At 72.1% G+C, this 25523-nt stretch carries 26 protein-coding genes; 12 read left to right on the forward strand and 14 right to left on the reverse strand.

What is annotated here, in order from left to right; translation table 11 throughout:
- The first annotated feature begins 23 nt into the window (after positions 1–23).
- Genes ACLIN4_RS22050 through ACLIN4_RS22070 form a run of 5 tightly spaced genes read left to right on the forward strand, consistent with a single transcriptional unit; the run spans position 24 to position 5672 of the window.
- Complete coding sequence (locus ACLIN4_RS22050; protein WP_100046702.1) at positions 24–1583, forward strand: ABC transporter ATP-binding protein; 1560 nt, start codon at positions 24–26, stop codon at positions 1581–1583.
- Positions 1583–2707, forward strand: a complete 1125-nt coding sequence (locus tag ACLIN4_RS22055; RefSeq protein ID WP_019330081.1) for an ABC transporter permease — start codon at positions 1583–1585, stop codon at positions 2705–2707. Before ACLIN4_RS22050 ends, ACLIN4_RS22055 begins: the two co-directional genes overlap by 1 nt.
- Positions 2704–3969: an ABC transporter permease gene (locus ACLIN4_RS22060; protein ID WP_107478716.1), complete on the forward strand. Its 1266-nt coding sequence runs from the start codon at positions 2704–2706 to the stop codon at positions 3967–3969. Before ACLIN4_RS22055 ends, ACLIN4_RS22060 begins: the two co-directional genes overlap by 4 nt.
- Positions 3966–4358, forward strand: coding sequence for a cytidine deaminase (locus ACLIN4_RS22065; RefSeq protein ID WP_019330083.1), 393 nt, complete (start codon positions 3966–3968; stop codon positions 4356–4358). The genes ACLIN4_RS22060 and ACLIN4_RS22065 overlap by 4 nt, the downstream gene beginning before the upstream one ends.
- A 30-nt stretch (positions 4359–4388) precedes the next feature.
- Positions 4389–5672, forward strand: coding sequence for a thymidine phosphorylase (locus tag ACLIN4_RS22070; RefSeq protein ID WP_107478717.1), 1284 nt, complete (start codon positions 4389–4391; stop codon positions 5670–5672).
- A gap of 273 nt (positions 5673–5945) precedes the next feature.
- On the opposite strand, the gene ACLIN4_RS22075 is transcribed toward ACLIN4_RS22070, so the two are convergent.
- The gene (locus ACLIN4_RS22075; protein ID WP_100046699.1) at positions 5946–6866 is read right to left on the reverse strand and encodes an AEC family transporter; all 921 of its coding nucleotides are present in this window, start codon (positions 6864–6866) and stop codon (positions 5946–5948) included.
- A 126-nt stretch (positions 6867–6992) separates the two neighbouring features.
- Between ACLIN4_RS22075 and ACLIN4_RS22080 the strand changes: the two genes are divergently transcribed.
- Positions 6993–7379 carry an STAS domain-containing protein gene (locus tag ACLIN4_RS22080; protein WP_100046698.1) on the forward strand — a complete coding sequence of 129 codons (387 nt, stop codon included), beginning with the start codon at positions 6993–6995 and terminating at the stop codon, positions 7377–7379.
- Here ACLIN4_RS22080 and ACLIN4_RS22085 read toward each other — a convergent pair.
- Together ACLIN4_RS22085 and ACLIN4_RS22090 are read right to left on the reverse strand one after the other, a co-directional pair.
- The gene (locus tag ACLIN4_RS22085; RefSeq protein WP_100046697.1) at positions 7272–8276 is read right to left on the reverse strand and encodes a sigma-70 family RNA polymerase sigma factor; all 1005 of its coding nucleotides are present in this window, start codon (positions 8274–8276) and stop codon (positions 7272–7274) included. The two genes, ACLIN4_RS22080 and ACLIN4_RS22085, sit on opposite strands and share 108 nt — an antisense overlap.
- A 123-nt stretch (positions 8277–8399) precedes the next feature.
- Positions 8400–9701 carry an MFS transporter gene (locus tag ACLIN4_RS22090; protein WP_107478718.1) on the reverse strand — a complete coding sequence of 434 codons (1302 nt, stop codon included), beginning with the start codon at positions 9699–9701 and terminating at the stop codon, positions 8400–8402.
- A gap of 63 nt (positions 9702–9764) precedes the next feature.
- Here ACLIN4_RS22090 and ACLIN4_RS22095 point away from each other — a divergent pair, with 63 nt between their 5' ends.
- Positions 9765–10718 (forward strand): LysR family transcriptional regulator, encoded by a 954-nt coding sequence (locus ACLIN4_RS22095; protein ID WP_100046695.1) that lies wholly within the window; start codon positions 9765–9767, stop codon positions 10716–10718.
- A 32-nt stretch (positions 10719–10750) separates the two neighbouring features.
- Here ACLIN4_RS22095 and ACLIN4_RS22100 read toward each other — a convergent pair whose 3' ends face one another.
- On the reverse strand, positions 10751–11512 hold the full coding sequence (locus ACLIN4_RS22100) for an alpha/beta hydrolase (RefSeq protein WP_100046694.1): 762 nt from the start codon (positions 11510–11512) through the stop codon (positions 10751–10753).
- A 154-nt stretch (positions 11513–11666) separates the two neighbouring features.
- Here ACLIN4_RS22100 and ACLIN4_RS22105 point away from each other — a divergent pair, with 154 nt between their 5' ends.
- Together ACLIN4_RS22105 and ACLIN4_RS22110 are read left to right on the forward strand one after the other, a co-directional pair.
- Positions 11667–12836 (forward strand): adenosine deaminase, encoded by a 1170-nt coding sequence (locus ACLIN4_RS22105; RefSeq protein ID WP_411576142.1) that lies wholly within the window; start codon positions 11667–11669, stop codon positions 12834–12836.
- 138 nt (positions 12837–12974) lie between these two features.
- Positions 12975–13343, forward strand: coding sequence for an ATP-binding protein (locus ACLIN4_RS22110; protein WP_107478719.1), 369 nt, complete (start codon positions 12975–12977; stop codon positions 13341–13343).
- Between the two features lie 89 nt (positions 13344–13432).
- Here the strand turns inward: ACLIN4_RS22110 and ACLIN4_RS22115 are convergent, their stop codons facing one another.
- The 5 genes from ACLIN4_RS22115 to afsQ1 form a co-directional block, all read right to left on the reverse strand.
- Positions 13433–13636 carry a PspC domain-containing protein gene (locus tag ACLIN4_RS22115; RefSeq protein ID WP_100046691.1) on the reverse strand — a complete coding sequence of 68 codons (204 nt, stop codon included), beginning with the start codon at positions 13634–13636 and terminating at the stop codon, positions 13433–13435.
- A gap of 96 nt (positions 13637–13732) precedes the next feature.
- A complete protein-coding gene (locus ACLIN4_RS22120; protein WP_289904458.1) occupies positions 13733–14284 on the reverse strand; it encodes a VanZ family protein in 552 nt (183 codons plus the stop codon).
- Between the two features lie 163 nt (positions 14285–14447).
- Positions 14448–15068, reverse strand: coding sequence for a hypothetical protein (locus ACLIN4_RS22125; RefSeq protein WP_107478721.1), 621 nt, complete (start codon positions 15066–15068; stop codon positions 14448–14450).
- The gene (locus ACLIN4_RS22130; RefSeq protein ID WP_107478722.1) at positions 15068–16717 is read right to left on the reverse strand and encodes a sensor histidine kinase; all 1650 of its coding nucleotides are present in this window, start codon (positions 16715–16717) and stop codon (positions 15068–15070) included. The genes ACLIN4_RS22125 and ACLIN4_RS22130 overlap by 1 nt, the downstream gene beginning before the upstream one ends.
- Positions 16714–17391, reverse strand: a complete 678-nt coding sequence (afsQ1, locus tag ACLIN4_RS22135) for a two-component system response regulator AfsQ1 (RefSeq protein WP_029394402.1) — start codon at positions 17389–17391, stop codon at positions 16714–16716. The genes ACLIN4_RS22130 and afsQ1 overlap by 4 nt, the downstream gene beginning before the upstream one ends.
- A gap of 245 nt (positions 17392–17636) precedes the next feature.
- Here afsQ1 and ACLIN4_RS22140 point away from each other — a divergent pair, with 245 nt between their 5' ends.
- Positions 17637–18392 carry a SigE family RNA polymerase sigma factor gene (locus tag ACLIN4_RS22140; RefSeq protein ID WP_100046688.1) on the forward strand — a complete coding sequence of 252 codons (756 nt, stop codon included), beginning with the start codon at positions 17637–17639 and terminating at the stop codon, positions 18390–18392.
- Between the two features lie 243 nt (positions 18393–18635).
- Here ACLIN4_RS22140 and ACLIN4_RS22145 read toward each other — a convergent pair whose 3' ends face one another.
- The gene (locus tag ACLIN4_RS22145; protein ID WP_411576771.1) at positions 18636–19238 is read right to left on the reverse strand and encodes a uridine kinase family protein; all 603 of its coding nucleotides are present in this window, start codon (positions 19236–19238) and stop codon (positions 18636–18638) included.
- Positions 19239–19429: 191 nt separating this feature from the next.
- On the opposite strand from ACLIN4_RS22145, the gene ACLIN4_RS22150 reads away from it, so the two are divergent.
- Entirely contained in the window at positions 19430–19834 is a 405-nt protein-coding gene (locus tag ACLIN4_RS22150) for a hypothetical protein (protein WP_107480249.1), read from the forward strand.
- 92 nt (positions 19835–19926) lie between these two features.
- On the opposite strand, the gene ACLIN4_RS22155 is transcribed toward ACLIN4_RS22150, so the two are convergent.
- The 3 genes from ACLIN4_RS22155 to deoC are packed head-to-tail and all read right to left on the reverse strand — an operon-like array spanning position 19927 to position 23220.
- On the reverse strand, positions 19927–20820 hold the full coding sequence (locus ACLIN4_RS22155) for an aldehyde dehydrogenase family protein (RefSeq protein ID WP_107480250.1): 894 nt from the start codon (positions 20818–20820) through the stop codon (positions 19927–19929).
- Positions 20813–22249 (reverse strand): aldehyde dehydrogenase family protein, encoded by a 1437-nt coding sequence (locus ACLIN4_RS22160; RefSeq protein ID WP_107480251.1) that lies wholly within the window; start codon positions 22247–22249, stop codon positions 20813–20815. The genes ACLIN4_RS22155 and ACLIN4_RS22160 overlap by 8 nt, the downstream gene beginning before the upstream one ends.
- Before the next feature lie 5 nt (positions 22250–22254).
- Positions 22255–23220, reverse strand: coding sequence for a deoxyribose-phosphate aldolase (gene deoC / locus ACLIN4_RS22165; RefSeq protein WP_411576143.1), 966 nt, complete (start codon positions 23218–23220; stop codon positions 22255–22257).
- Positions 23221–23393: 173 nt separating this feature from the next.
- On the opposite strand from deoC, the gene ACLIN4_RS22170 reads away from it, so the two are divergent.
- Entirely contained in the window at positions 23394–24095 is a 702-nt protein-coding gene (locus ACLIN4_RS22170; RefSeq protein ID WP_107480252.1) for a PH domain-containing protein, read from the forward strand.
- A 75-nt stretch (positions 24096–24170) separates the two neighbouring features.
- On the opposite strand, the gene ACLIN4_RS22175 is transcribed toward ACLIN4_RS22170, so the two are convergent.
- Positions 24171–25406, reverse strand: a complete 1236-nt coding sequence (locus ACLIN4_RS22175) for a hypothetical protein (RefSeq protein WP_411576144.1) — start codon at positions 25404–25406, stop codon at positions 24171–24173.
- Between the last annotated feature and the right edge of the window lie 117 nt (positions 25407–25523).

The raw sequence follows: 25523 nt of genomic DNA on the forward strand, positions 1-25523 counted from the left end.
CCGAAGCGGCGGTCAACGGATCGGTGACCGCCGTCGAGCTCGCCGGGATCACCAAGCGTTTCCCCGGCGTCGTGGCCAACCACGACATCCACCTGACCGTCCGCAAGGGCACCGTCCACGCCCTCGTCGGTGAGAACGGCGCGGGCAAGTCGACCCTGATGAAGATCCTCTACGGCATGCAGAAGCCGGACGAGGGCACCATCGCGATCGACGGCGAGCAGGTGAGCTTCTCCTCGCCCGCCGACGCCATCGCCCGCGGCATCGGCATGGTCCACCAGCACTTCATGCTCGCCGACAACCTCACCGTCCTCGAGAACGTGGTCCTCGGCAGCGAGAAGCTGTACGGCATCGGTGCCAAGGCCCGCCGGAAGATCAAGGAGATCTCCGAGCGGTACGGCCTCGGCGTGCGCCCCGACGTCCTCGTCGAGGAACTCGGCGTCGCCGCCCGCCAGCGCGTGGAGATCCTCAAGGTCCTCTACCGCGGCGCCCGCACGCTGATCCTCGACGAGCCCACCGCCGTCCTGGTCCCGCAGGAGGTCGACGCGCTCTTCGACAACCTGCGCGAACTGAAGGCCGAGGGCCTGTCCGTCATCTTCATCTCCCACAAGCTGGGCGAGGTCCTCTCGGTCGCCGACGACATCACCGTCATCCGGCGCGGTACGACGGTCGGCACCGCCGTCCCCGCCGAGACCACCCCGCGCCAGCTCGCCGAGCTGATGGTCGGCAGCGAGCTGCCCACCCCCGAGACCGCCGAGTCCACGGTCACCGACCGCGAGGTCCTCACCGTCGACAAGCTGCGCCTCGCGGCCCCCGGCGGCAAGGCCCTGCTCGACGACATCTCCTTCACCATCCACGCCGGCGAGGTGCTGGGCATCGCCGGCGTCGAGGGCAACGGCCAGACCGAGCTGGTCGACGCGCTCATCGGCCTGCGCCACGCCGACTCCGGCACCATCCGCTTCCTCGACGAGGACATCACCGCGCTGCCCACCCGCAAGCGCCGCGAGCAGGGTGTCGGCTACATCCCCGAGGACCGCCACCGCCACGGACTGCTCCTGGAGGCACCCCTCTGGGAGAACCGCATCCTCGGCCACGTCACCGAGAAGCCCAACAGCAAGGGCGTCTGGCTGGACCCGAAGGGCTCCCAGGAGGACACCCGCCGCATCGTCGAGACGTACGACGTCCGCACCCCCGGCATCGACGTCACCGCCGCCTCCCTGTCCGGCGGCAACCAGCAGAAGCTGATCGTCGGCCGCGAGATGAGCCACAAGCCGCGCTTCCTCATCGCCGCCCACCCCACCCGCGGTGTGGACGTCGGCGCGCAGGCCGCGATCTGGGACCACATCCGCGAGGCCCGCCGCGAGGGCCTGGCCGTGCTGCTGATCTCCGCCGACCTGGACGAGCTGATCGGCCTGTCCGACACCCTCCGGGTGATCTACGACGGCAAGCTGGTCGCGGACGCCGACCCGGCCACCATCACCCCCGAGGAGCTGGGCTCGGCGATGACCGGCGCCGCCTCCGGACATCTCGAACACGAAGAGACCCCGGCCGACGGCGGCACGGGCGCGGAAGACGAGGCCCGCTGATGAAGAAGTTCGACAAGGAGCGCGTGCTCCTCGCGGTGGCCGGACCGGTCATCGCGCTCGCCGTGGCCTTCGTGCTCAGCGCGATCGTCCTGATCGCCTCGGGCAAGAACCCGGTCGAACCGTTCGCCCTGATGTTCGAGCAGGCCGGGTTCTCCGACATCCAGGTCCTGATCATCAACCAGGCGTCGATGTACTACATCGCGGCCCTCGCGGTGGCCATCGGCTTCCGGATGAACCTGTTCAACATCGGCGTCGACGGCCAGTACCAGCTCGCCGCCATGATGGCCGCCATCGTCGGCGCCCACGCGAACCTCCCCGCCTTCCTCCAGATCCCGCTCCTCCTGCTGACCGCCGTCCTCACCGGCGCCTTCTGGTCCGGCATCGCCGGCGTCCTCAAGGTCACCCGCGGCGTCAGCGAGGTCGTCGCGACGATCATGCTGAACGCCATCGCGACCTCCGTCATCGGCTACCTGTGGCTGCCGGACGTCTTCGGCGTCAAGATCGGCAACAACAACACCACCGGCGAGATGCACGAGTCCGGCTGGATCCCCGGCATCGACATGGGCGCGGCCGGCGAGATCTACGGACTGGTGATCCTCGCCGTCCTCCTCGGCATCGGCTACTGGGTCGTCCTCAACCGCACCCGCTTCGGCTTCGACCTGCGCGCCTCCGGCGCCTCCGAGTCGGCCGCCGCGGCCAGCGGTGTCGACCCCAAGCGCATGGTCCTGACCGCCATGCTGATCTCCGGCGGCCTCGCCGGCCTCGCGGGCCTGCCGATCCTCCTCGGCGACACCCACACCTACAGCCTCAACTTCCCCACCGGCATCGGCTTCCTCGGCATCGGCATCGCCCTGCTCGGCCGCAACAGCCCCGTCGGCATCGCCTTCGCCGCCCTGCTGTGGGCCTGGCTCGACAAGGCCAGCCCCGAGCTGGACTTCCACGGCTACGACAAGGAGATCGCGGTCATCATGCAGGGCCTGATCGTCCTCTCGGTCGTCGTCTCCTACGAGGCCGTCCGCGAGTGGGGCCTGCGCCGCCAGCAGCGCCGTGTCGGCGCGGAGCTGGCCGCCGGTCACGTCCTCGGCGCCACCGACAACACCAAGAAGGAGGTGGCTGGCCGATGACCACCGCAACCGACCTCAACCAGCCCACGCTGGAGCACGGGGCCCCGGCCGGCCGCCGGATCTCGCTGCCCGTCCTGCTGCTGATCATCGCCGGTGCCCTGGCACTGACCTCCATCGTCCGCCTGATCACCGGCGCCAACGGCATCACCAACGTCAGTCAGATGTCCACCGCGCTCCAGCTCGCCGTGCCGATCGGCCTCGCCGGTCTCGGCGGTCTGTGGGCCGAGCGCGCGGGCGTCGTCAACATCGGCCTCGAGGGCATGATGATCCTCGGCACCTGGTTCGGTGCCTGGGCCGGCTTCCAGTGGGGCCCGTGGACCGGCGTCCTGGTCGGCATCATCGGCGGCTGCCTCGGCGGCCTGCTGCACGCCATCGTGACGATCACCTTCAACGTCAACCACATCGTCTCCGGCGTGGCCATCAACATCCTCGCCCTCGGCGCCACCCGCTACCTGGCCCCGCTCGCCTTCGAGGGCCACCAGGGAGGCTCCGCCAAGCAGTCCCCGCCGGTCGACTCGCTGGGCCACTTCTCGGTGCCGGGCCTCTCCGACGGCCTGAAGAGCCTCAACGACCAGCACTGGTTCTTCGTCTCCGACATCGCCGGCCTGCTCGGCGGCCTGGTCACCCACGTGTCCTGGCTGACCCTGATCGCCGTCGCGCTGATCCCGGCCAGCTGGTACATCCTGTGGCGCACCCCGTTCGGCCTCCGCCTGCGCTCCTGCGGCGAGAACCCGGTCGCCGCCGAGTCCCTCGGCGTCAACGTCTACAAGTACAAGTACCTCGCCGTGATCATCTCCGGCGGCCTGGCCGGCCTCGGCGGCGTCTTCCTCTCCATCGTCGCCAACCCCTTCTACCTGGAGGGCCAGACCAGCGGCCGCGGCTACATCGGTCTCGCGGCCATGATCTTCGGCAACTGGATGCCGGGCGGCCTCGCCATCGGCGCCGGCCTCTTCGGCTACACCGACAGCCTCAACCTGCGCGGCGGCTCCGCCAACGTGCACGCCCTGCTGCTGCTCGGCGCGCTGCTGCTGATCGCCGGCGCCATCTGGCTCGCGATCCGCAAGAAGTACGTCAAGGCCGCGATCACGGTCCTCGTCGGCGCCCTGGTCTTCGCCTGGTACGCCGGCACGGACGACGTCCCCAACCAGGTCGTCTCCGCCACGCCGTACGTCGTCACCCTCGTCGTCCTCGCGCTGTCCGCACAGCGGTTGCGGATGCCGAAGGCGAACGGCATGCAGTACCGGAAGGGACAGGGCAAGTGACGGACGTCGACTGGGGCGCGCTGCGCACCGCGGCCCGCGAGGCGATGGCCCGCGCCTACGCCCCGTACTCCGGGTACGCCGTCGGCGCCGCCGCCCTGGTCGACGACGGCCGCACCGTCACCGGCTGCAACGTCGAGAACGCCAGCTACGGCATCGGCCTGTGCGCCGAGTGCGGGCTCGTCTCCCAGCTCCAGCTGACCGGCGGCGGCCGGCTGACGCACTTCGTCTGCGTCGACGGCCACGGGGCGGTCCTCGTCCCGTGCGGCCGCTGCCGGCAGCTGCTGTACGAGTTCGGCGGCCCGGAGCTGCTGCTGGAGACGCCGGAGGGGATTCTCCCGCTGTCCCGGATGCTCCCGCAGGCCTTCGGCCCCGACCACCTCACCAAGTAACCCCCCGCACCCCCGTAAGGAAAGCCAGGTATGGCCATGGACGTCATCTCCGTCATCCGCACCAAGCGTGACCGCGGCGAACTCAGCGACGAGCAGATCGACTGGGTCATCGACGCCTACACGCGCGGCGCGGTGGCCGACGAGCAGATGTCCTCGCTCGCGATGGCGATCCTGCTCAACGGCATGAACCGCGGCGAGATCGCCCGCTGGACCGCCGCGATGATCGCCTCCGGCGAGCGCATGGACTTCTCGACCCTGTCCCGCCCCACCGCCGACAAGCACTCCACGGGCGGCGTCGGCGACAAGATCACCCTGCCGCTGGCGCCCCTCGTGGCGGCCTGCGGCGCGGCCGTCCCGCAGCTCTCCGGTCGCGGCCTCGGCCACACCGGCGGCACCCTGGACAAGCTGGAGTCGATCCCCGGCTGGCGCGCCCTCCTCTCCAACGAGGAGATGCTGAACGTCCTGGACGGGGTGGGCGCGGTGATCTGCGCGGCCGGTGACGGCCTCGCCCCCGCCGACAAGAAGCTGTACGCCCTGCGCGACGTGACCGGCACGGTCGAGGCGATCCCGCTGATCGCCTCCTCCATCATGTCCAAGAAGATCGCCGAGGGCACCGGCTCCCTGGTCCTGGACGTGAAGGTGGGCTCGGGCGCCTTCATGAAGACGATCGAGGACGCCCGCGAGCTGGCCTCCACGATGGTCGGCCTCGGCACGGACCACGGCGTGAAGACGGTAGCGCTCCTCACGGACATGGCCACCCCCCTCGGTCTCACCGCGGGCAACGCCCTGGAGGTCCGCGAGTCGGTCGAGGTCCTGGCCGGTGGCGGCCCGTCCGACGTGGTCGAGCTGACCCTGGCCCTGGCCCGGGAGATGCTGGACGCGGCGGGCCTGCCCGACGCCGACCCGGCGAAGGCCCTCGCCGACGGCTCCGCGATGGACGTCTGGCGCCGCATGATCGCCGCCCAGGGCGGCGACCCGGACGCCCCGCTCCCCACGTCGAAGGAGCAGCACGTCGTCAAGGCGGGCGCCTCCGGCGTCCTGACCCGCCTCGACGCCTACGACATCGGCGTCGCCGCCTGGCGCCTGGGCGCGGGCCGCGCCCGCAAGGAGGACCCGGTGCAGGCCGCGGCGGGCGTCGAACTCCACGCCAAGCCCGGCGACACGGTCACCGAGGGCCAGCCCCTCCTGACCCTCCACACCGACACCCCGGACCGCTTCGAGTACGCGCTCGCGGCGGTGGAGGGTTCCTACGACGTGGCTCCGGCGGGCACGGACTTCACCGCCTCGCCGGTGGTGCTGGAACGTATCGCCTGACCAGGGGTTTCCTCGATCGGGTGAACGGGACCGGTGGACCGCCACCGGTCCCGTTCGGCATGTTCACTGACGGGATGCGGAATTCGGGGGTGACTACATCCTGGCCGGCAACGTGTGGGACGAGACCGTCTGGGTCTGGCGTCGAACAGGGGCCCCGAAGGGCTGCAAGGTGGAGATCGTCCAAGGCCTCAGCAGGGGAAGTGGGCGATCAGGTCGTGTTGCCGGCTCCCTTCGGGTGCACGCTGCACACCTGTGAGTTCCCTGGACGCTGACTCACCCCAGCACCGCCGCCACCCCCACCAGCACCGGCACCGAGACCACCGTCGACACCAGGATCGCGTCCCGGGCCAGCCGCTCGCCCACCCCGTACGTCGACGCGTACGTGTACAGGTTCTGAGCCGCGGGCAGTGCCGACGTCACCACCACGTCGAGCAGTTGGGCGCCCCGCAGTCCGAAGACCCCGGACGCCAGCGCCCAGGCCACCGCCGGCTGCCCCACCGTCTTCAGCGCCACCGCCAGCAGCACGGGCCGCCGTTCCACGCCCCGCAGCGGCATCGTGGAGCCGCACAGGCCGATGCCGAAGGCCAGCAGGACCGCCGGGACCGACATGTTGCCGATCAGGGTCAGCGGGTCCATCACCGGGGCCGGCACGCGCAGCCCGCTCGCCGCCACCGCGACGCCCGCCAGCGAGCCGACGGCTATCGGATTGCGCACCGGCGTCAGCAGCCGCCGCCACAGCGGGCCCTTCCCGCCCCCTCCGGACAGGTCCAGGATCGTCACCGCCACCGGAGTCACCAGCACCAGCTGGAACAGCAGCACCGGCGCCACCAGCGAGGCGTCGCCCAGGACGTACACGGCGATCGGGATGCCGAGGTTGCCGGAGTTGACGTAGCCGGAGCAGAGCGCGCCGATCGTGGTGCGGCCCGCGCCCCAGCGCCGTGCCACACCCACCGCGACGAACACCCCGGCCACCGCCGCCGTGGACAGTGCCGTGACCAGCAGACGGCTGGAGAAGACCACCGACAGGTCGGCCGTCGCCAGGGTGGTGAACAGCAGGGCGGGGGAGGCCACGTGGAAGGCGAGCTTGGTCAGGACCTCACGTCCCTGCGGGCCCAGATGTCCCCGCACCCCCAGTACGTACCCCACGGCGATGACGACCGCGATGACCGCGAAGCCGGTCAGCACCCCTTGCACGGCACCTCCCCGCCGAGCGGAGGGAGCGGGAACAGCGGGGCGGGGGGAGGGGATGCGTGGGGCATACAGCAAACCCTCCGGGGGAGGGTGTGCGCACGTCAATGTGATCTCTGATGGCGGGCACCGATGAGTTCCCGGTGCACCCCCGGTCTACCGCACGTGGACGCCGTGACACCCGCCGTACTCGTGCTGCCGGGGCCCGTCTCCCGAGGGGAGACACCCCGGCTCTGCGACGAGGTGCGCGCGCTGCTGGAAAGCACCCGGGCCGGGGTGGTCGTCTGCGACGTCGGCGGGCTGGGACCGCCGGGGCTCGCCGTCGTCGACCTGCTGGCCCGCCTGGAACTCACCGCCCGCCGGGCCGGGGGCCGCATCCGGCTGCGCGACCCCGACCCCGCGCTGCACGCCCTACTCGACCTCGTCGGCCTCCGCTTCGAGACGGAGCGGCAGGTCGAACAGCGGGAACCACCGCTTGGTGTCGAGGAAGCAGTGGAACCCGGTGATGCGGCCGTCTGAGATCTCCAGCACCTGCACGGCCCACGGCGCGTAGCCGCCCGCCTCCGGGTCCGGCTTGTAGTGCGCGAACGCCGGCAGCCCGTTGGCGTTGACCGGCACCAGCCGCGAGTTCGCGCACGCGGCGCCCAGGGTCGTCATGAAGCCGGTGATGTCCGCCGGGCCGGCCAGCCACAGGTCGAACGGCGGCATCGTCATGACCGCGTCCTCGTGCAGCAGCGCCGTCAGCGCCGTCATGTCGTAGCCCTCGAAGGCCGCGACATAGCGCTCCAGGAGCTTCTGCTGCTCCTCGTCCAGCGGGTCGGAGACCGCCGCCGTGTCACCCCGCTCCTCCCGCTCGGCGAGGGTCGCGCGGGCGCGCTGCAGGGCGCTGTTGACGGAGGCGACCGTGGTGCCGAGCAGCTCGGCGACCTCGCTCGCCCGCCACGCCAGCACCTCGCGAAGGATCAGCACCGCCCGCTGCTTGGGCGGCAGCTGCTGGAGCGCGGCCATGAAGGCGAGGCGCACCGACTCCTTGGCGACGGCGGCCTCGGCCGGGTCGGCGGTCGAGGGCAGCACGCGGGCGTCGGGCATCGGCTCCAGCCAGGTGTTGTCCGGGCGGGGGGACAGGGCGGCCTGGGCGAGCGGCGTCGATTCCGTCAGGTCCATCGGCCGGGCCCGTTTGTTGCCCGCGGTCAGCATGTCCAGGCACACGTTGGTCGCGATCCGGTAGAGCCAGGAGCGGAGGCTGGAGCGGCCCTCGAACTTGTCGTAGCTCCGCCAGGCGCGGACCAGGGTGTCCTGGACCGCGTCCTCGGCCTCGAAGGAGGAGCCGAGCATCCGGTAGCAGTACCCCGTCAGCTCGACCCGGTGCTTCTCCAGCGCGGCATCCAGCTCCGTCGTCACGGTGCCGTTGGTCATCGTCCACCCACCCCTGTGGCGTTCCCGTCGTGCGCGTCTTCGCGCCTCGCACTTCGGAAGCTACCGCAGGGGACTGACAATGGCCTGTGCAGTCGAGAAACCCGCAGGTGAGGAAGGTGGGCCTCAGGCCCGCGCCGGCACGCCCCCGCCCGTACGCCGCGCCGCCAGCGACCCGGCCACCGTGATCGCCACGACGCCCAGCACCGCCAGCAGACCGACGCCGACCGTCCCGGCCCAGCCGCCCGAGTGGAAGGCCATCGCGCCGACCGTGCTGCCCGCGCTGGAGCCGATGTAGTACGCGGACTGGTACAGGGCCGAGGCCTGCGCCCGGCCGTGCGTGGCCGTCCGGCTCACCGCCGAGGACGCCACCGCGTGCCCGGCGAAGAAGCCCGCCGTGATCAGCACCAGGCCCAGCAGGACCAGCGGCAGGGACGGGGCGAGCGACAGCAGCAGGCCCGCCGCCGTCGTGCCGCCGCCCAGGTACAGCGCCCCGCGCCGGCCCAGGCGTCCCACCAGGCGGCCCGCCGTCGACGCCGAGACCGTGCCCACCAGGTAGACCAGGAAGATCGAGCCGATGACGCCCTGCGGGAGCGAGAACGGGGCCTCCGTCAGGCGATAGCCGATCACCGTGTAGACGCCGCCGAACACCGTCATGAACAGCGCGCCGATCGCGTACAGGCGGCGCAGCAGCGGGTCGGAGAGGTGGTCGCGGACCGTGCGGGCCAGGACGCGCGGGCGCAGTGAGCCCGGCGTGAAGTGCTTCGGCGCCGGCAGCAGCATCCGGAAGGCCACCGCGCACGCCACCGCCACGACGCCGATCACGCCGACGGCGACCCGCCAGCCCCACTCCTGGGCGACCCAGCCGGTGATGACCCGGCCGCTCATCCCGCCGACGCTGTTGCCCGCGACGAACAGGCCGATCGCCGTCACCAGAGCACGCGGGGTGACCTCCTCCGCGAGGTACGCGGTCGCCGATGCGGGCAGCCCCGCCAGCGCCGCGCCCTGCACCGCGCGCAGCGCGACCAGCGCCGGCAGCGACGGGGCGAAGGGGACCAGCAGCCCGACGGTCACCGCGACCGCCAGTGACGCCGTCATGACCGTACGGCGTCCGAACCGCTCGGACAGGGCGCTCATCGGCAGCACGAACACCGCCAGGCCGCCGGTCGCGGCGGCCACCGTCCAGCTCGCGTCGCTCGCCGTGACGCCCATGTCGCCGGAGATCAGCGGCAGCAGCGCCTGGGTGGAGTAGAGCAGGGCGAAGGTCGCGACGCCCGCGAGGAAGAGGGCGAGGCTCATGCGGCGGTAGCCGGGGCCGCCCGGGGCCGTGCGCGAGTCGGAGACGTCGGGTGTGCCCGGGACGTCGGGGGTGGAGACGGAGGCAGCGGCGCCCACGGTGGTGGACGCCCCGGTATCGGCGGGAGTCATACCGTGACCGTAAGGAGCCGCTGACTCATCCGTCCAATGCATGGAACGGCCATAATCGTTCCCATGGTGCATCAGCAGAGCTCACGGACGCGTCTGTCATCGTCCGGTGACACGGAAGACATCGTGATGTTGCTCGCGCCCCGCCTCGCGCACTTCGCGGGCGTGGCCCGTACCGAGCACGTCACCCGGGCGGCGCAGGAGATGAACGTCCCCCAGTCGACGCTCTCCCGGGCCCTCGTCCGCCTCGAGGCGGACCTGGGTGTCGACCTGTTCGTCCGCCGCGGCCGCACCCTCGCGCTGACCGTCGCCGGCCGCACCTTCCTCGGCTCCGTCGAACGCGCCCTCGCCGAGGTCGAGCGGGCCGCCGAGGAGGTCCGCGCGGACGCCGACCCGGCCACCGGCAAGGTCGCCTTCGGCTTCCTGCACACCATGGGCGCCGAGACCGTACCCGGCCTGCTGCACGCCTTCCGCGCCGACCACCCCCGGGTCCGCTTCAGCCTCGTGCAGAACTACGCCGAGGCGATGCTGGAGCGGCTGCGCGCCGGCGAACTCGACCTGTGCCTGACGTCCCCCGTCCCGGACGCCCCCGACCTGGTCACCCGCCGCCTGGACGAGCAGAAGCTGCGGCTGGTCGTGCCGGCCGACCATCGCCTGGCCGGCCGGCGGCGCATCCGCCTCGCCGAGGCCGCCGACGAGAACTTCGTGACCCTGGAGCCCGGCTACGGCCTGCGCCGCATCACCGACGCCCTGTGCAAGGAGGCCGGTTTCCGGCCGCGGGTGGCCTTCGAGGGCGAGGAGGCGGAGACCCTGCGCGGCCTGGTCGCCGCCGGTCTCGGCGTCGCGCTCCTGCCGCCGCCCGCGGTGCCCCGGCCCGGCGTGGTGGAACTGACGGTCACCGCGCCGCGCGCCGCCCGGGAGATCGGCGTGGCCTGGCTGGCGGGACGCACGGACACGCCTCCGGTGGCGGCCTTCAAGAAGTTCCTGCTGTCGAGGAGGGGGCACCTCCTGCCGAACTGATCGCCGCCGTGCCGCCGCGACCGACCACGGACCTACCGCCGCAACGACTTACCGAACCCCACCGCCAACGGCATCCGCAGCCCCAGCGGCGGGGGAGCCGCCAGCGCGTCCTCCACCGGACGCGAGAAGGGCAGCCCGAAGAGCGCGCCCATCACGAAATCCTCGGCCAGCGCGGCGACTTCGTCCCGGTAGTGGCGCAGACCGTGACCGTCGGAGTGGACCTCGAACCGGCACACCGCGCGGTTGGCCTTCTTCGCCCGGGAGGCCAGCCGGAACGACAGCTCGGGGTCGCTGCGTTCGTCGTTGGTGCCGTGCACGATCAGCACCTGACGCCCGGCGAGCTGCTTCACCGGTTCGGGGGGTGCGGCCATGTCCTCGTCGGGCAGCCAAGGGGCGATCGCCAGCACGGAGTTGACGGCCTCGTGCCCGCCAGCGCGCAGCGCGGCCCGTCCGCCCATGCCGATGCCGGCCAGACAGACGGGCACGTCGCCGTAGCGCCGTACGGCCTCCTCGGCGGCCCAGTCGGCGTCGCGGGCGAGGTGGGCCTCCGCACCGTTCCAGCCGCGGTAGCGGTAGTGCACGACGTGCGCGGCCAGGCCCTCGTCCCGCCCCGCGCGCGCGAGCCGGCGCCCGAGCGCGCGCACGGAAGCCGCCGCCAGCAACGGAGACGGTCTGCGGCCGGAGACCTCGTCCCCGCCGGGGAGCAGCAGCACCACCCCGCTCACCGCCGTCCGCTCCGGACCGAGCGTTCGCCCCAGCCGGGCCCGACGGACCGGCGTCGCTTGCTGTGCCATGGCAGAACATTCTCAGAAGACCGGGTGTACGCCACCCGTCCTCGCAGTCACCGTTACATATCGACGCATCCGTAAACCCCGGCCCCGCACGGCGCGTTCCGCGGGTCCGTGCGTTCGCCCGGTGCTCTACGCGCGTAGGAGTTAGAGTGCGGAAATGACGAGCCAGAGCACCGCGAAGACCAGCGCGAGGACTCCGACGCCGGACCACATCCGCCGGGCGCCGAAGGTTCTGCTGCACGACCACCTCGACGGCGGGCTGCGTCCCGGCACGGTCGTCGAACTCGCCCGGGCCACGGGCTACTCGAAGCTCCCGGAGACCGACGCCGACCGGCTCGGCACCTGGTTCCGCCAGGCCGCCGACTCCGGTTCGCTGGAGCGCTACCTGGAGACCTTCTCCCACACCGTCGGCGTCATGCAGACCCGCGACGCCCTGGTCCGGGTCGCCGCCGAGTGCGCCGAGGACCTCGCCGAGGACGGCGTCGTCTACGCCGAGGTGCGCTACGCCCCCGAGCAGCACCTGGAGGGCGGGCTCAGCCTCGAGGAGGTCGTCGTGGCCGTCAACGAGGGCTTCCGGGAGGGCGAGCGGCGCGCACGCGTCAGCGGCCACCGCATCCGCGTCGGCGCCCTGCTCACCGCCATGCGGCACGCCGCGCGCGCCCTGGAGATCGCGGAACTCGCCAACCGCTACCGCGATCTCGGAGTCGTCGGCTTCGACATCGCGGGCGCGGAGGCCGGCTACCCGCCCACCCGGCACCTCGACGCCTTCGAGTACCTCAAGCGTGAGAACAACCATTTCACCATTCACGCGGGTGAGGCCTTCGGCCTGCCGTCCATCTGGCAGGCGCTTCAGTGGTGCGGCGCCGACCGGCTCGGACACGGCGTGCGCATCATCGACGACATCCAGGTCCACGAGGACGGCACGGTCAAGCTCGGCCGGCTCGCCTCCTACGTCCGGGACAAGCGCATCCCCCTGGAGCTGTGCCCCAGCTCCAACCTCCAGACCGGCGCGGCCGACTCGTACGCCGAGCACCCGATCGGCCTGCTGCGCCGGCTGCACTTCCGTGCCACGGTGAACACGGACAACCGGCTGATGTCCCACACCAGCATGAGCCGTGAATTCGAGCACCTTGTCGACGCGTTCGGTTACACGCTCGACGACATGCAGTGGTTCTCCGTCAATGCGATGAAATCAGCGTTCATCCCTTTCGATGAACGACTGGCCATGATCAATGACGTCATCAAGCCCGGATATGCCGAGTTGAAGTCCGAATGGCTGTTCCAGCAGACGGCTTCCACCAGCGGTTTTGTCGAGGAGAAGGGCTGATGGAACGGGGACGGTAATACGGAAATGCGGGCGGGCTTTCACAATCCGTCCGCATTTCGATGTTTGCCGCCGGACGCGGTGCGTGTTTACGGTCGAGGACCGCTCACATCCCCGTCATTCCATTCGAGGACGCATTTCATGAAGCAGTCTGCTGCCAAGACCCTCGGTGTCGCCGCCCTCGGCGCCGCCTTCGCCGCCGCCGGCGCGGGCGCGGCCACCGCGGCCCCGGAGCTCCCGGACGCCACCAAGACGGTGGACTCCGTCGCTCGGACGCTCCCGGCCGACGCCGTCTCCCAGGTGGCACCCGGCGTGGCCAACGTCGTGGAGCAGGGCCGCCACCTCTCCAACACGGGTCTGACCTCCGCGCCGCCGTTCGTCGAGAAGGTCGTCGAGCAGCAGCTCGCCGACAACCCGACCAAGCCGGTCGCCGGACTTCTCGGCGGTCTGCCGGCCCAGGGCCTGCCCACCCAGGGCCTGCCGGTCAACGGCATCCCGCTCGGCGGCTGACCCGCGCCCTCCCGACGCGCCGGAAGGGGCGCACCCGGTGTCCCCGGGTGCGCCCCTTCGGCGTACCGGAGGGAGGTGCGTGTGACGGCCTACCAGGCCGTGCGCGCCGCCTTCTCCTCGGACGGCAGCAGGATCCACAGAGCGAGGTAGAGCAGGAACTGCGGACCGGGCAGCAGGCAGGAGACCAGGAAGATCACCCGCATCGTGGTGGTGGAGGTGCCGAAGCGCCGGGCCAGCGCGGCGCACACTCCGCCGATCATGCGGCCGTTGGTGGGGCGGGCGAGGCGGGACATCGCGGCTCCTTCGTCTGCGTGTGGCGGGGTCTGCCTGGTCGGCTTCCCCTTCATCTGCCCTCCACGCTACGGAGACGAACGGAACAAAGCGTCGCTCTACGGGGCGATACCGACCCTGGGAATCGTCGGGGTCCGACCCTGAGTGGGCTCCTCCTGGGGGACGTCCTCCCGCCGCCCCCGCTCGGACCCGCGACGGAGCCGGGCACGGCCCGCGGGGACGACGGCGAGGTGCGCGAGGGCCACGCCGGCCGTGTTCAGCAGCAGTGAGTCGACATCGACGACCTGGCCGGGCACCCCGGTCTGAAGCAGCTCGATGCCCAGCGACAACAGGGCCCCCGCGGCCGTGGTGCGCAGCAGCGAGCCCAGCGGCGAGACGGTCAGCCGGCCCCCCGCCACCGGCAGCAGCACGCCCAGTGGCGCCAGCAGCGCCATCGACCCGCCGATGGCCCGCGCCGCCGCGGGCCAGCCCAGCGCCAGATCGGCGCGGATCCCGTCGAAGGGCTGAAGGTTCGGCGGCAGCACCCAGGGGACGTCCAGCGGCCGCAGCGTGTACCAGGCGACGAACGCGAGATGTGCGACCAGGAGAACACTTCCTGTCACACGGATGCGGAGCGTGGCGCTGCCGCCGAGGAACCCATGACGCTGCACGCCCCCCTAGACGCGGCCGCCGCCGCGCGCGGTTCCGGCCCCTCCCACGCAAGGGTGAGGCTTGCGCCACACGGCCCACGCCGCACGGCCCCGGGCCCACGCCCTCGACCGGACGGGAGGGGGCCCGGCGCCCTACTACGGGCCCCGGTGGCGCTCCCGCCCGTCAGCCGTCGGTGACCTCGGTGGACGGCGGCTCGTTGCTGCCCGGCCGGGCCCGGACCTCGTCCGTGCAGGAGTAGCGGCGCGCGGGCGCGTCGGAGGGGCCGGCCAGGATGACGGAGCCGTCGCCCTCGGCCGCCGCCGAGTCGGAGAAGGTGCACACGAGCTGGGCCAGCGCGTACGAGGTGAGGTCGTCGGGGGCGGTGCTCAGCCGCAGCGTGTCCTCGGGGTCGCCGGTGCGCGGGCCGGTCACCGCGACCTCGCCGTGCACGTCCGTGGTGTAACCGGCCTGCTTCTCCGCGGCCGACGGCGGCTGCGCCAGTTCGTCGAGCAGTCCCTGCGCCACCAGCGCCCGCCGCCCGGAGTCCGCCGCGGTGTCCGGCACCTGCATCGTCCGGTCCACGGCCACCAGCGACGAACCGCACAGCAGGAACACCTGAACCGGCACACCCGAGGCGGCCCGCTCGGACACGTCCGGTTCGGCGAGCGAGCAGCGCACCCGCGACGGCGCCGGACCGAAGTCGGTGGGCACCTCCGTGGCCCGGATGCCGCACCCGGTGAGCAGCAGCGCCAGCACACCCAGCACGGCCGGCCCCGGACGGACCGGCAGGCGGCGTACGGTCATCAGACCTGTCCCTTCGCGTCCTTGCCCTTGGCCTCGTCTCCCTGGGACCCCGGGGAGCCCGGGGAGCCCGAGGAACCGGCGGAACCGTCGGCGCCCCCGCCGTCCGCCCCGTCCTCGTCCCCGTCCGTCGGCGGCGACGGGTCCTGCGGCAGCCGCAGCACGAACACCGCGCCCCCCTCGGGGTGGTTCTCGGCGGTGATCTCACCGCCGTGGATGTGCGCGTTCTCCAGGGCGATGGACAGGCCGAGCCCGCTGCCCTCGGAGCGCGGCCGGGAGGCGCTCGCCTTGTAGAAGCGGTCGAAGACGTGCGGCAGGACGTCCTCGGGGATGCCCGGCCCGTGGTCCCGCACCCGGATGACGACCTCGTCGTCCGCCCGCGCCACCGACACCCGCACCGGCGACCCGCCGTGCTTGAGCGCGTTGCCGATCAGGTTGGCCAGGATCACGTCCAGGCGGCGCGGGTCGAGCCGGGCGTGGATGCCGCGCTCGGCGTCCAGGTCGACGGCGTCCAACCAGGCGCGGGCGTCGATGCAGGCGGTGATCTGGTCGGCCACGTCCACGTCGTCCAGGACCAGCCGGGCCGTGCCCGCGTCGAAGCGGGTGACCTCCATCAGGTTCTCCACGAGGTCGTTGAGCCGCCGCGTCTCGCTCACCACGAGCCGGACCGCGGGCTCGATCATCGGGTCGAAGCCGCCGCCCTCGAACTCCAGCTCCTCCTCCAGCACCTCCGTCACGGCCGTGATCGCCGTCAGCGGCGTACGCAGCTCATGGCTCATGTCCGCCACGAAGCGCCGCGACGCCTGCTCCCGGCCCGCCATGTCCGCCACCCGCTTCTCCAGGTTCTCGGCGGCGCTGTTGAACGTCCGGGACAGATCGGCCAGTTCGTCGGTGCCGGACACCCGCAGCCGGGTGTCCAGCTTGCCCTCGCCGAGGCGCCGCGCCGCCACCCCCAGCCGGTGCACCGGCTTGAGCACGGTCGTCGCCAGCGCCTGGGCGAGCAGCGCGGAGCCGAGCAGGGCGAGCCCGGTGGCGATCCCCAGCGACCAGGCGAGCGAGTTCAGGTCCTTGGCCTCCGGCTCCAGCGTCTTGAGCATGTAGCCGGTCGGCCCGCCGCCGATCACCTTCGTCCCGGCCACGAGGTAAGGGGTGTCGTCCTCGGTGATCCGCTGCCAGTACAGGTGGTACGGGTGCTTGTTGGCCGAGGTGACCTTCTGCTCCTTGTTCACCGCGGTGCGCAGCGACTCGGGCACGTCGGCCAGCGAGAAGCCGCCCAGCCCGCCGGAACTGCCGTACACGGTCTTCCCGTCGGAGTTCTCGGCGACCAGCAGCACGCTGAACCGCTGGCTGCTGTTGGCCATCTGCCCCGCGGTGTGCTGCAACTCGTCCTGCGAGGGGTTCTCCGGCAGCGCGCCGGCGCGGTTCTGCATCTCCTGCTCGAAGCCCCGCAGCACGGCGTCCTGGGTGCGGGTGAGCACCGCCTCCCGGTTCAGCCAGTAGGCGATGCCGGACGCGGAGACGGCCGCGGTGAGCGCGACCAGACCGAAGACGAGGACGAGCCTGAGACGCAGGCTGGTGAAGCGCAGCCCGGCCCAGACTCCCTTGCGAGCCGCGGCCCAGCCGCGTGAACCCCCCTGGTGTTCCTGTGTCACTGAGGCGGATCCAGCCGGTAGCCGACACCCCGCACGGTACGGATCAGGGTCGGGGACGACGGCACGTCCTCGACCTTGGCGCGCAGCCGCTGCACGCAGGCGTCCACCAGCCGGGAGTCGCCCAGGTAGTCGTGCTCCCACACCAGCCGCAGCAACTGTTGCCGGGACAGGGCCTGTCCCGGCCGCCGGCTCAGTTCGAGCAGCAGCCGCAGCTCGGTCGGCGTGAGCTGGAGGTCCTCCCCGTTCTTCGTCACGGTCATCGCGGAACGGTCGATGACCAGGCTGCCGAAGCTCGCCGAGTCGCTGGACTCCCGCTCCCCGCGCCGCAGCACGGCCCGGATCCGGGCGTCCAGCACCCGGCCCTGGACGGGTTTGACCACGTAGTCGTCGGCGCCCGACTCGAGACCGACGACCACGTCGATGTCGTCGTTGCGCGCGGTCAGCAGGATGATCGGCAGCTGGTCGGTGCGCCGGATGCGCCGGCACACCTCGAACCCGTCGATGCCGGGCAGCATCACGTCCAGCACGATCAGGTCCGGCCGCTGCTCGCGCAGCAGCTTCAGACCGTCCTCACCGCTAGCAGCGGTGGCCACCCGGTGACCCTGGCGCGTCAGTGAGAGCTCCAGGGCCGTGCGGATGGCGTCGTCGTCCTCGATCAGCAACAGGGAAGGCACGGGCTCATTCTGGCCCATGGAGGGGGTGCGGTTCGACCTGTGGGTCCACAACGGCACCGACCCTGCCGCCGGACCCTGTGAAGGAACCGTGCCGCACCCGTGACGGAGCCCTGTGACAGGTCTGTGACAGTCGGCGGACACGGCCATGAAGTCGCCCCGGCAAGCTTTTCGGCACAGGCAACACAGCAGGACGCAAGACGCAGTACCGAAGTCGAACACCGGAAGTCCACGACGGGGGGCGCGAGATGAACACGCTGCACGGCACCAGCACCAGCGCAGTGGTCACGCGTCTGCACGACGTGCACACACACCGGTCCGCAGAGAAGTCCGGTGCCGTGAGCGGGCGGGGGTGCGCTCGCGGCACCGGGCGGCAGCACACCACCTACATGACGGTGGTGGACGCCGCCAAGGGGGGAACCCAGGGGGGACCGCACGGGGGAACGGCGTACGGGGAGGCAGAGGGGGAGCGCCGCTCGCTGTCGGAGGCGGAGTTCACCGCCTACGTCCAGGAGCGCCGCGCCTCCCTGTACGCCACCGCCTACCACCTCACCGGCGACCGCTTCGAGGCCGAGGACCTGCTGCAGAGCGCGCTGTTCTCGACGTACCGGGCGTGGGACCGGATCAGTGACAAGGCGGCGGTCGGCGGATACCTCCGCCGCACCATGACCAACCTGCACATCAGCGCCTGGCGGCGCCGCAAGCTCAACGAGTACCCGACCGAGGAACTGCCGGAGACGCCCGGCGACACGGACGCGATGCGCGGCACCGAGCTGCGCACCGTCCTGTGGCAGGCGCTGGCCCGGCTGCCCGAACTCCAGCGCACCATGCTGGTCCTGCGCTACTACGAGGGCCGCACGGACCCGGAGATCGCGGACATCCTCGGCATCAGTGTCGGCACGGTGAAGTCCAGCATCTGGCGGTCGCTCCGCCGGCTGCGCGAGGACGAGGTCCTCAGCTTCGGCCGTGACCGGGAGGACGCCTTCGGCGAACTCGTCGCCTGAAGGTCGGGAGGTCCGGGGGGACCTCCGCCGGAACCCGTGAAAAAAGTTCGAGCCGGGGTGTATCAGGGGGAGGGGACCGGGCTCTTACTCACGGGGAAGCACCACGGGGGAACAACGGGGGGACACGGGGGAACAGCACGGGGGGAACGGGGGACACGGGGGAGCAGGAAGAGAGCGGGACTGGAGGGCCGGGGGGTCCGTCCAGTCCCGCTCTCGCGTGTCCGGGGTGCGCGGCAGGCCGCTTCACGCCGCCGTACGCACCGTGGCGCACCGCCCCGCCGCCGCGGCCGCCAGCCGGCCCATCGCCTCGTCCCGGTCGCAGGCGTACGCGCCCAGGGCCGTCTGCCGTGCGATGACGGACCGCTCCTGCCGCATCAGCCGCCAGCCGCGGCGCAGCAGGAACGGCACCGACTTGCGGTTCTCCCGCAGATCCCGCACGAGACGGCGGCGGAAGGTCGTCACCGGACCGCGGCTCAGACACAGCGCGTCGGCCAGGACGCCCAGTTCCCGGCAGCGCGCCACGAGTTCGGCGGCGAAGATCCCCTCCGCGAGGAACAGCGGGGTCCGCCCGATGTCGACCGTCTCCTCGCCGGTGCGGGCGCTGCGCGAGATGTCGTAGACGGGCACCTGTGCACGGCCCGCCCGGCACAGCTCCGTGATCGCGGCGACGGCGGCGTCCGCGTCCCACGAGCCCGGGTGGTCCCAGTCGATGTCGGAGCTCTGCGGCGTCAACGGCAGCGTCGGGTCGGTGCCCTCTTTGTAGAAGTCGTCGAGCCGCAGCACCGGAAGACCGGAGTGGGCGGCGAGGAGGGACTTGCCGGAGCCGGAAGGGCCGCAGAGCAGCACGACTCGCGTCGGTATGGGCGGATGGGAGGTCACGGGACACCAGTCTGAGGCATCGAACGGCCGCCGTACGACCCGGCGGGACGACTTTGCAGTGCGCGTCACACCGCGATGACGCTGCGCGGTGACCTGTTCACCTTCCGCGCTGTTACCACGGTAGTCCGAGCACCCCACACCAAGAGGTGGCAGCAGCGATGGCCCGACACGCGTACCCCCGCACCCCGCACGCCCAGCGCGCCCTGATCGCCCTCGCGACCGCCGGGGCGGCCCTGGCGGCAGGCGCCGCGACGGCCTCCGCGGACAGCGGCGAGACGGTCGCCGGCCCGGCGCCCACCCTGCCCGCCTCGCTGGGTGACATCGACCCGCAGGCCGGCCTCCGGGCCCTGACCGGCACGGTCGGCCACGTCACCGGGCCGGCCGCCGATCTCAAGCCCAACCCCCTGGCCGGCACCGGCGTCGACCCTCTCGACAACGGCGTGGGCACCAAGGTCGCCGACTTCCAGCCGCTGACCTCCACGGCCCTGACCGGGCCGGTGGCGCAGGCGCGGTCGGTCGGCTCCGTGCCGGTGGTGGGACAGGCGACGGAGCTGTTGCGCTGACCGTCCCGCCTCCGAACGCCGAGAGCCGCGCCTTCCCCGGACGGAGGGAGGGCGCGGCTCGTCCCGTGGGGCGGTGCGTGTCCCGCGGCGCCTCAGTAGGAGGAGCCGGACGCGCCCAGCGCGCCCGTCGGGTGCCAGACCGTCTTCGTCTCCAGGAACGCCGTCATGCGGTCGATACCCGGCGTCGCCGACCAGTCCGCGTCGCCCACAGGCTGTGGACGCAGGACGCGCTTGAGGTTGTCCGCCGCCGCGATCTCCAGCTCCTTCGCCAGCGTCTCGTCGGCGCCGGTGAGGTCGATCGCGTTGACGTCCTGGTGCGCGGCGAGCGGGGCGGCGATCTCCGCCGTGCGGCCGGACAGGACGTTGACCACGCCGCCGGGAAGGTCGGAGGTGGCCAGGACCTCGCCCAGGGAGAGGGCGGGCAGGGGCGACTTCTCCGACGCGACCACGACCGCCGTGTTGCCGGTCGCGATGACCGGGGCGACGACCGAGACCAGGCCCAGCAGCGACGACTCCTGCGGGGCGAGGACGGCGACGACACCGGTCGGCTCGGGGGAGGAGAGGTTGAAGAACGGCCCCGCGACCGGGTTGCCGCCGCCGACCACCTGGGCGATCTTGTCGGTCCAGCCCGCGTACCAGACCCAGCGGTCGATCGCGGCGTCGACCTGCGCCGCCGCCTTCGACTTCGACAGGCCCTCGGCGTCGGCGACCTCCGCGACGTACTGGTCGCGCCGGCCCTCCAGCATCTCCGCGATCCGGTACAGGATCTGGCCGCGGTTGTACGCCGTCGCGCCCGACCACGCGCCGAACGCCTTGCGCGCGGCGACCACCGCGTCACGGGCGTCCTTGCGGGAGGAGAGCGGGGCGTTCGCCAGCCACTTGCCCTTTGCGTCGGTCACCTCGTACACCCGGCCGCTCTCGGAACGCGGGAACTTCCCGCCCACGTACAGCTTGTAGGTCTTGAAGACACTGAGTCGGTCAGACATCGAGGTACGCCTCCAGGCCGTGGCGGCCGCCCTCGCGGCCGAAGCCCGACTCCTTGTAACCGCCGAACGGCGAGGTCGGGTCGAACTTGTTGAACGTGTTGGACCAGATCACGCCCGCGCGCAGCTTGTTCGCGACCGCCAGGATGCGCGAGCCCTTCTCCGTCCAGATGCCCGCCGACAGGCCGTACGGCGTGTTGTTGGCCTTGGCGACCGCCTCGTCCGGCGTGCGGAAGGTCAGGACGGACAGCACCGGGCCGAAGATCTCGTCGCGGGCGACCGTGTGCGCCTGGGTGACGTTCGTGAAGAGCGTCGGGGCGAACCAGTAGCCGTTCTCCGGGAGTTCGCAGGCCGGGGACCAGCGCTCGGCGCCCTCCGCCTCGCCCTGGTCGGCGAGCGCGGTGATCCGGGCCAGCTGCTCGGCGGAGTTGATCGCGCCGATGTCGGTGTTCTTGTCCAGCGGGTCGCCGAGGCGCAGGGTGGAGAGCCTGCGCTTGAGGGAGTCCAGCAGCTCGTCGTGGATCGACTCCTGGACCAGGAGGCGGGAGCCCGCGCAGCAGACCTGGCCCTGGTTGAAGAAGATGCCGTTGACGATGCCCTCGACGGCCTGGTCGATCGGGGCGTCGTCGAAGACGATGTTGGCGCCCTTGCCGCCCAGTTCGAGCGTCAGCTTCTTGCGGGTGCCCGCGACCGTGCGCGCGATCTCCTTGCCGACGGCCGTGGAGCCGGTGAAGGCGACCTTGTTCACGTCGGGGTGGGCGATCAGCGCGGCGCCGGTGCGGCCGTCGCCGGTGACGATGTTGACGACGCCCTTGGGCAGGCCCGCCTGACGGCAGATGTCCGCGAAGAACAGGGCGGAGAGGGGGGTCGTCTCGGCGGGCTTCAGCACCACCGTGTTGCCCGTCGCGAGCGCCGGGGCGATCTTCCACGCCAGCATCAGGAGCGGGAAGTTCCACGGGATGACCTGGCCGGCGACGCCGAGCGGGCGCGGGTTCGCGCCGAAGCCGGCGTGGTCGAGCTTGTCGGCCCAGCCCGCGTAGTAGAAGAAGTGCGCGGCGACCAGGGGGAGGTCCGCGTCGCGGGTCTCCTTGATCGGCTTGCCGTTGTCCAGGGTCTCCAGGACGGCCAGCTCGCGGCTGCGCTCCTGGATGATCCGGGCGATGCGGAAGAGGTACTTCGCGCGCTCGGAGCCGGGGAGCGCCGACCACTTCTCGAAGGCCTTGCGCGCGGCCTTCACCGCGCGGTCGACGTCCGCCTCGCCGGCCTCGGCGACCTCGGCGAGGACCTCCTCCGTGGAGGGGGAGACGGTCTTGAAGACCTTGCCGTCGGCGGCCTCGGTGAACTCGCCGTCGATGAACAGGCCGTAGGACGCGGCGATGTCGACGACCGCGCGGGACTCGGGCGCCGGTGCGTACTCGAAAACAGGTGCCATGGTGATCAGTCCACCGTCACGTAGTCGGGACCGGAGTAGCGGCCGGTGGCCAGCTTCTGGCGCTGCATCAGCAGGTCGTTCAGCAGCGAGGAGGCGCCGAAGCGGAACCAGTGGTTGTCCAGCCAGTCCTCGCCCGCGGTCTCGTTGACCAGGACCAGGAACTTGATCGCGTCCTTGGCGGTGCGGATGCCGCCGGCCGGCTTCACGCCGACCTGGACGCCGGTCTGCGCGCGGAAGTCGCGGACCGCCTCCAGCATCAGGAGGGTGTTGGCGGGCGTGGCGTTGACCGCGACCTTGCCGGTGGAGGTCTTGATGAAGTCGGCCCCGGCCAGCATGCCGAGCCAGCTCGCGCGGCGGATGTTGTCGTACGTCGACAGCTCGCCGGTCTCGAAGATGACCTTCAGGCGGGCGGACGTGCCGCAGGCCTCGCGTACGGCGGTGATCTCGTCGTACACCTTCATGTAGTTCCCCGCGAGGAACGCGCCGCGGTCGATGACCATGTCGACCTCGTCGGCGCCCGCCGCCACGGCCTCGCGCACGTCGGCCAGCTTGACGGCCATCGAGGCGCGGCCCGCCGGGAACGCGGTGGCCACCGAGGCGACCTTGACGTCCGAACCGGCGACGGCCTCCTTGGCGGCGGGCACCATGTCGGGGTAGACGCAGACGGCTGCCGTGGCCGGGGCGGTGCGGTCGGTCGGGTCGGGGCGGACCGCCTTCACGCCGAGCGCCCGGACCTTGCCCGGGGTGTCCGCGCCTTCCAGCGTCGTCAGGTCGACCATCGAGATGGCGAGGTCGAGGGCGTACGCCTTCGCGGTGGTCTTGATCGAACGGGTGCCGAGCGAGGCGGCGCGCGCCTCCAGGCCGACCGCGTCGACGCCGGGCAGCCCGTGGAGGAAGCGGCGCAGCGTGCTGTCGGACGCGGTGACGTCGGCGAGTCCGTGTGCGGGTGCAGCGGATGCAGTGGTGGGCATGGTCACCAGGCGAGCATATCTACGCGCGTAGCGGCTGTACAGCCCCGTGCGGTTGTTCAGGGGGGGGGCGGCACCGTTGTGCGCGGCGGGGGTGCGGGGGTGTGCGCCGGTCCGCGGGTGTCGACCGGCACCGCCCATGAGCGCCGTCCGGGGCGTCGGGCACAATCGGCAGCATGACGACCCCGGAGCCCCAGTCACCGTCGCCGCAGCCGCCGGTACCCGTGTCCAAGGACCGGGTCTACCGCTCGCCCGCCGGCATCGCCGGTGGCGTCCTGCTGCTCGCCCTCGCCCTCTGGCTCGGTATCGACGCCGTGGTCGCCGGGGAGGGGCGCACGCCCTGGCTGGCGCTCGCGGCGCTGCTGTTCCTCGTACCGCTGGTCCTCGCCTACACCGTGCGGCCCGCCGTCTTCGCCAACGACGACCGGCTGCGCGTGCGCAACCCCTTCCGCGTGGTCGTGGTGCCCTGGGGGCAGGTCGCCTCGTTCCGGTCGGCCTACTCCAACGAGGTCGTCACCGAGGGCGGCGACAAGTACCAGCTGTGGTCCATCCCCGTCTCGCTGCGCGGCCGCAAGAAGGCCGCACGGCAGGAGGCGCGGCGGACCGCCGGGGCGGGCCGGGGGCGTGGGCGCGCGCTCGGCGGCTTCGGACAGTCCGGGGCGCAGACCGACATCGGCGGCGCGGAGGCCGCTGCCGGGGCGGACGGACCGGTGCGCGCCGAGGCCGACAAGATCATGGACGAACTGCGCGACCTGCTGGAGGCGCGGAAGCCGGCCAAGACCTCGCAGGGCGAGGTGACGGTGCGGTGGGCCTACGAGATCTTCGCGCCGGTGGTGGCCGGGGCGGTGCTGCTGGCGGTGCTGCTGGCCATCGGGTGACGGCCACGGGGACGGGTGCGGGGTGGTCCCGGTCCGGGTGGCGGTCCCGCACCCGGGGCGACCGCGGCGGGGGCGTCAAGGGGCCGCCGACCAGACCAGGAGCATGTACGCCCCGCAGTACGTCGAGCCCAGCACCGCGGCCGTCAGCACCAGCGCACGGTGGCGCCGCGAGGCGCGGGACAGGTGCAGGGCCAGCGGCAGGAGCAGCGGGAAGGCCGGGAGCAGGAAGCGGGCGCGCGGGAAGTAGACGCCTCCGCTGCCCAGCACGATCACGAGCATCACGCCCGTGTAGACCAGCAGCGCGGCCGGCTGGCGGTCCCACGCCGACAGGCCGAACAGCACCACCGCCCCGATCAGCGTGAGCGTCACCACCACCAGGAACAGCTGCGGGGCGGGGTCGCGCCACAGCAGCCACCGGAACTGGTGCAGGGTGCGCAGGCCGCCGTCCAGCTCGTTGTACCAGAGCCGCTGCACGGCGAAGTAGCCGTCCCAGCGGCCCAGCCGCAGCCCCACCCAGGCGAGGTACGCGCACCAGCCGAGCGGGGCGAGGGCCGCGGCCGCGACGACGCGCGGGGCCAGGGTGCGGTGCCGGGCGAGGTGCAGCAGCGCCGTCACGGTGACCGCGAGGGCCACCGCGATGCCGGTCGGGCGGGTCAGGCCCGCCAGCGCGGCGCAGCCGGCCGCCCACAGCCAGCGGCCCGTGAGCACCGCGTACAGCGACCAGGCCGCGCACGCCGTGAACAGCGACTCCGTGTAGCCCATCCACTGCACCGCGCCGACCGGGAACGCCGCCCACAGCGTGGTCAGCAGGACACCGACGCGGCGGCCGTGCAGGCGGTCGCCCACCGCGAAGATCCCCCACGCCGCGACCAGTGAGGCGACGACGGCCAGGCCGAGGCCCGTGGAGGCGCGGGAGCCCGGGGTGAGGACCGCGACCGCCTTCACCAGGACCGGGTAGAGCGGGAAGAACGCCAGGTTGTTGGTGTTCGGGGTGGCGCCGAGTTCGTCGGTGTAGCCGTGTTCGGCGATGCCCAGGTACCAGTCGGAGTCCCACTGCGCGGCCAGGTTGACCCACAGGTCCTGGTGGCGGCGGGGCGCCCAGAAGGCGAGCACCGCGAGACCCGTCAGGCGTACGGCGAGATAGGCGGCGAGGGCGGGGGCGGCATGCCGTACGGCCTCGAGGGCGGCGCGCAGGAGGTGCCGGGCGCGGGCCTGCGGGTTCGGGGGCGGGGCGGGTGCGACGGGAGTCCGGGGGCGCCGGGTGCCGGGGATGTGTCCGCCGGCGGTGGTCTTGGGCGCGGTCGAGGACACGGCGGCTGCTCCCTGGCTCTTGGCGGTGCGGTTCTTCCGCTCCACCGTTGCCCGGGGGGTGGCCGGGTAGCGGGAGGGTCCGTCAATGAGCTGCGGGATATCACCCGATGGGGTGCC

The sequence above is a fragment of the Streptomyces mutabilis genome, assembly GCF_046628145.1.
Taxonomy (GTDB): Bacteria; Actinomycetota; Actinomycetes; order Streptomycetales; family Streptomycetaceae; genus Streptomyces; species Streptomyces mutabilis.

Coding starts and splice junctions, on each gene's coding strand:
- ACLIN4_RS22055 (WP_019330081.1), top strand. CDS start 1,583: ATGAAGAAGTTCGACAAGGAGCGCGTGCTCCTCGCGGTGGCCGGACCG.
- ACLIN4_RS22060 (WP_107478716.1), top strand. CDS start 2,704: ATGACCACCGCAACCGACCTCAACCAGCCCACGCTGGAGCACGGGGCC.
- ACLIN4_RS22070 (WP_107478717.1), top strand. CDS start 4,389: ATGGCCATGGACGTCATCTCCGTCATCCGCACCAAGCGTGACCGCGGC.
- ACLIN4_RS22080 (WP_100046698.1), top strand. CDS start 6,993: ATGAGTTCCCGGTGCACCCCCGGTCTACCGCACGTGGACGCCGTGACA.
- ACLIN4_RS22085 (WP_100046697.1), bottom strand. CDS start 8,276: ATGACCAACGGCACCGTGACGACGGAGCTGGATGCCGCGCTGGAGAAG.
- ACLIN4_RS22090 (WP_107478718.1), bottom strand. CDS start 9,701: ATGACTCCCGCCGATACCGGGGCGTCCACCACCGTGGGCGCCGCTGCC.
- ACLIN4_RS22095 (WP_100046695.1), top strand. CDS start 9,765: ATGGTGCATCAGCAGAGCTCACGGACGCGTCTGTCATCGTCCGGTGAC.
- ACLIN4_RS22100 (WP_100046694.1), bottom strand. CDS start 11,512: ATGGCACAGCAAGCGACGCCGGTCCGTCGGGCCCGGCTGGGGCGAACG.
- ACLIN4_RS22105 (WP_411576142.1), top strand. CDS start 11,667: ATGACGAGCCAGAGCACCGCGAAGACCAGCGCGAGGACTCCGACGCCG.
- ACLIN4_RS22110 (WP_107478719.1), top strand. CDS start 12,975: ATGAAGCAGTCTGCTGCCAAGACCCTCGGTGTCGCCGCCCTCGGCGCC.
- ACLIN4_RS22115 (WP_100046691.1), bottom strand. CDS start 13,636: ATGTCCCGCCTCGCCCGCCCCACCAACGGCCGCATGATCGGCGGAGTG.
- ACLIN4_RS22125 (WP_107478721.1), bottom strand. CDS start 15,068: ATGACCGTACGCCGCCTGCCGGTCCGTCCGGGGCCGGCCGTGCTGGGT.
- ACLIN4_RS22140 (WP_100046688.1), top strand. CDS start 17,637: ATGAACACGCTGCACGGCACCAGCACCAGCGCAGTGGTCACGCGTCTG.
- ACLIN4_RS22150 (WP_107480249.1), top strand. CDS start 19,430: ATGGCCCGACACGCGTACCCCCGCACCCCGCACGCCCAGCGCGCCCTG.
- ACLIN4_RS22155 (WP_107480250.1), bottom strand. CDS start 20,820: ATGTCTGACCGACTCAGTGTCTTCAAGACCTACAAGCTGTACGTGGGC.
- ACLIN4_RS22160 (WP_107480251.1), bottom strand. CDS start 22,249: ATGGCACCTGTTTTCGAGTACGCACCGGCGCCCGAGTCCCGCGCGGTC.
- deoC (WP_411576143.1), bottom strand. CDS start 23,220: ATGCCCACCACTGCATCCGCTGCACCCGCACACGGACTCGCCGACGTC.
- ACLIN4_RS22170 (WP_107480252.1), top strand. CDS start 23,394: ATGACGACCCCGGAGCCCCAGTCACCGTCGCCGCAGCCGCCGGTACCC.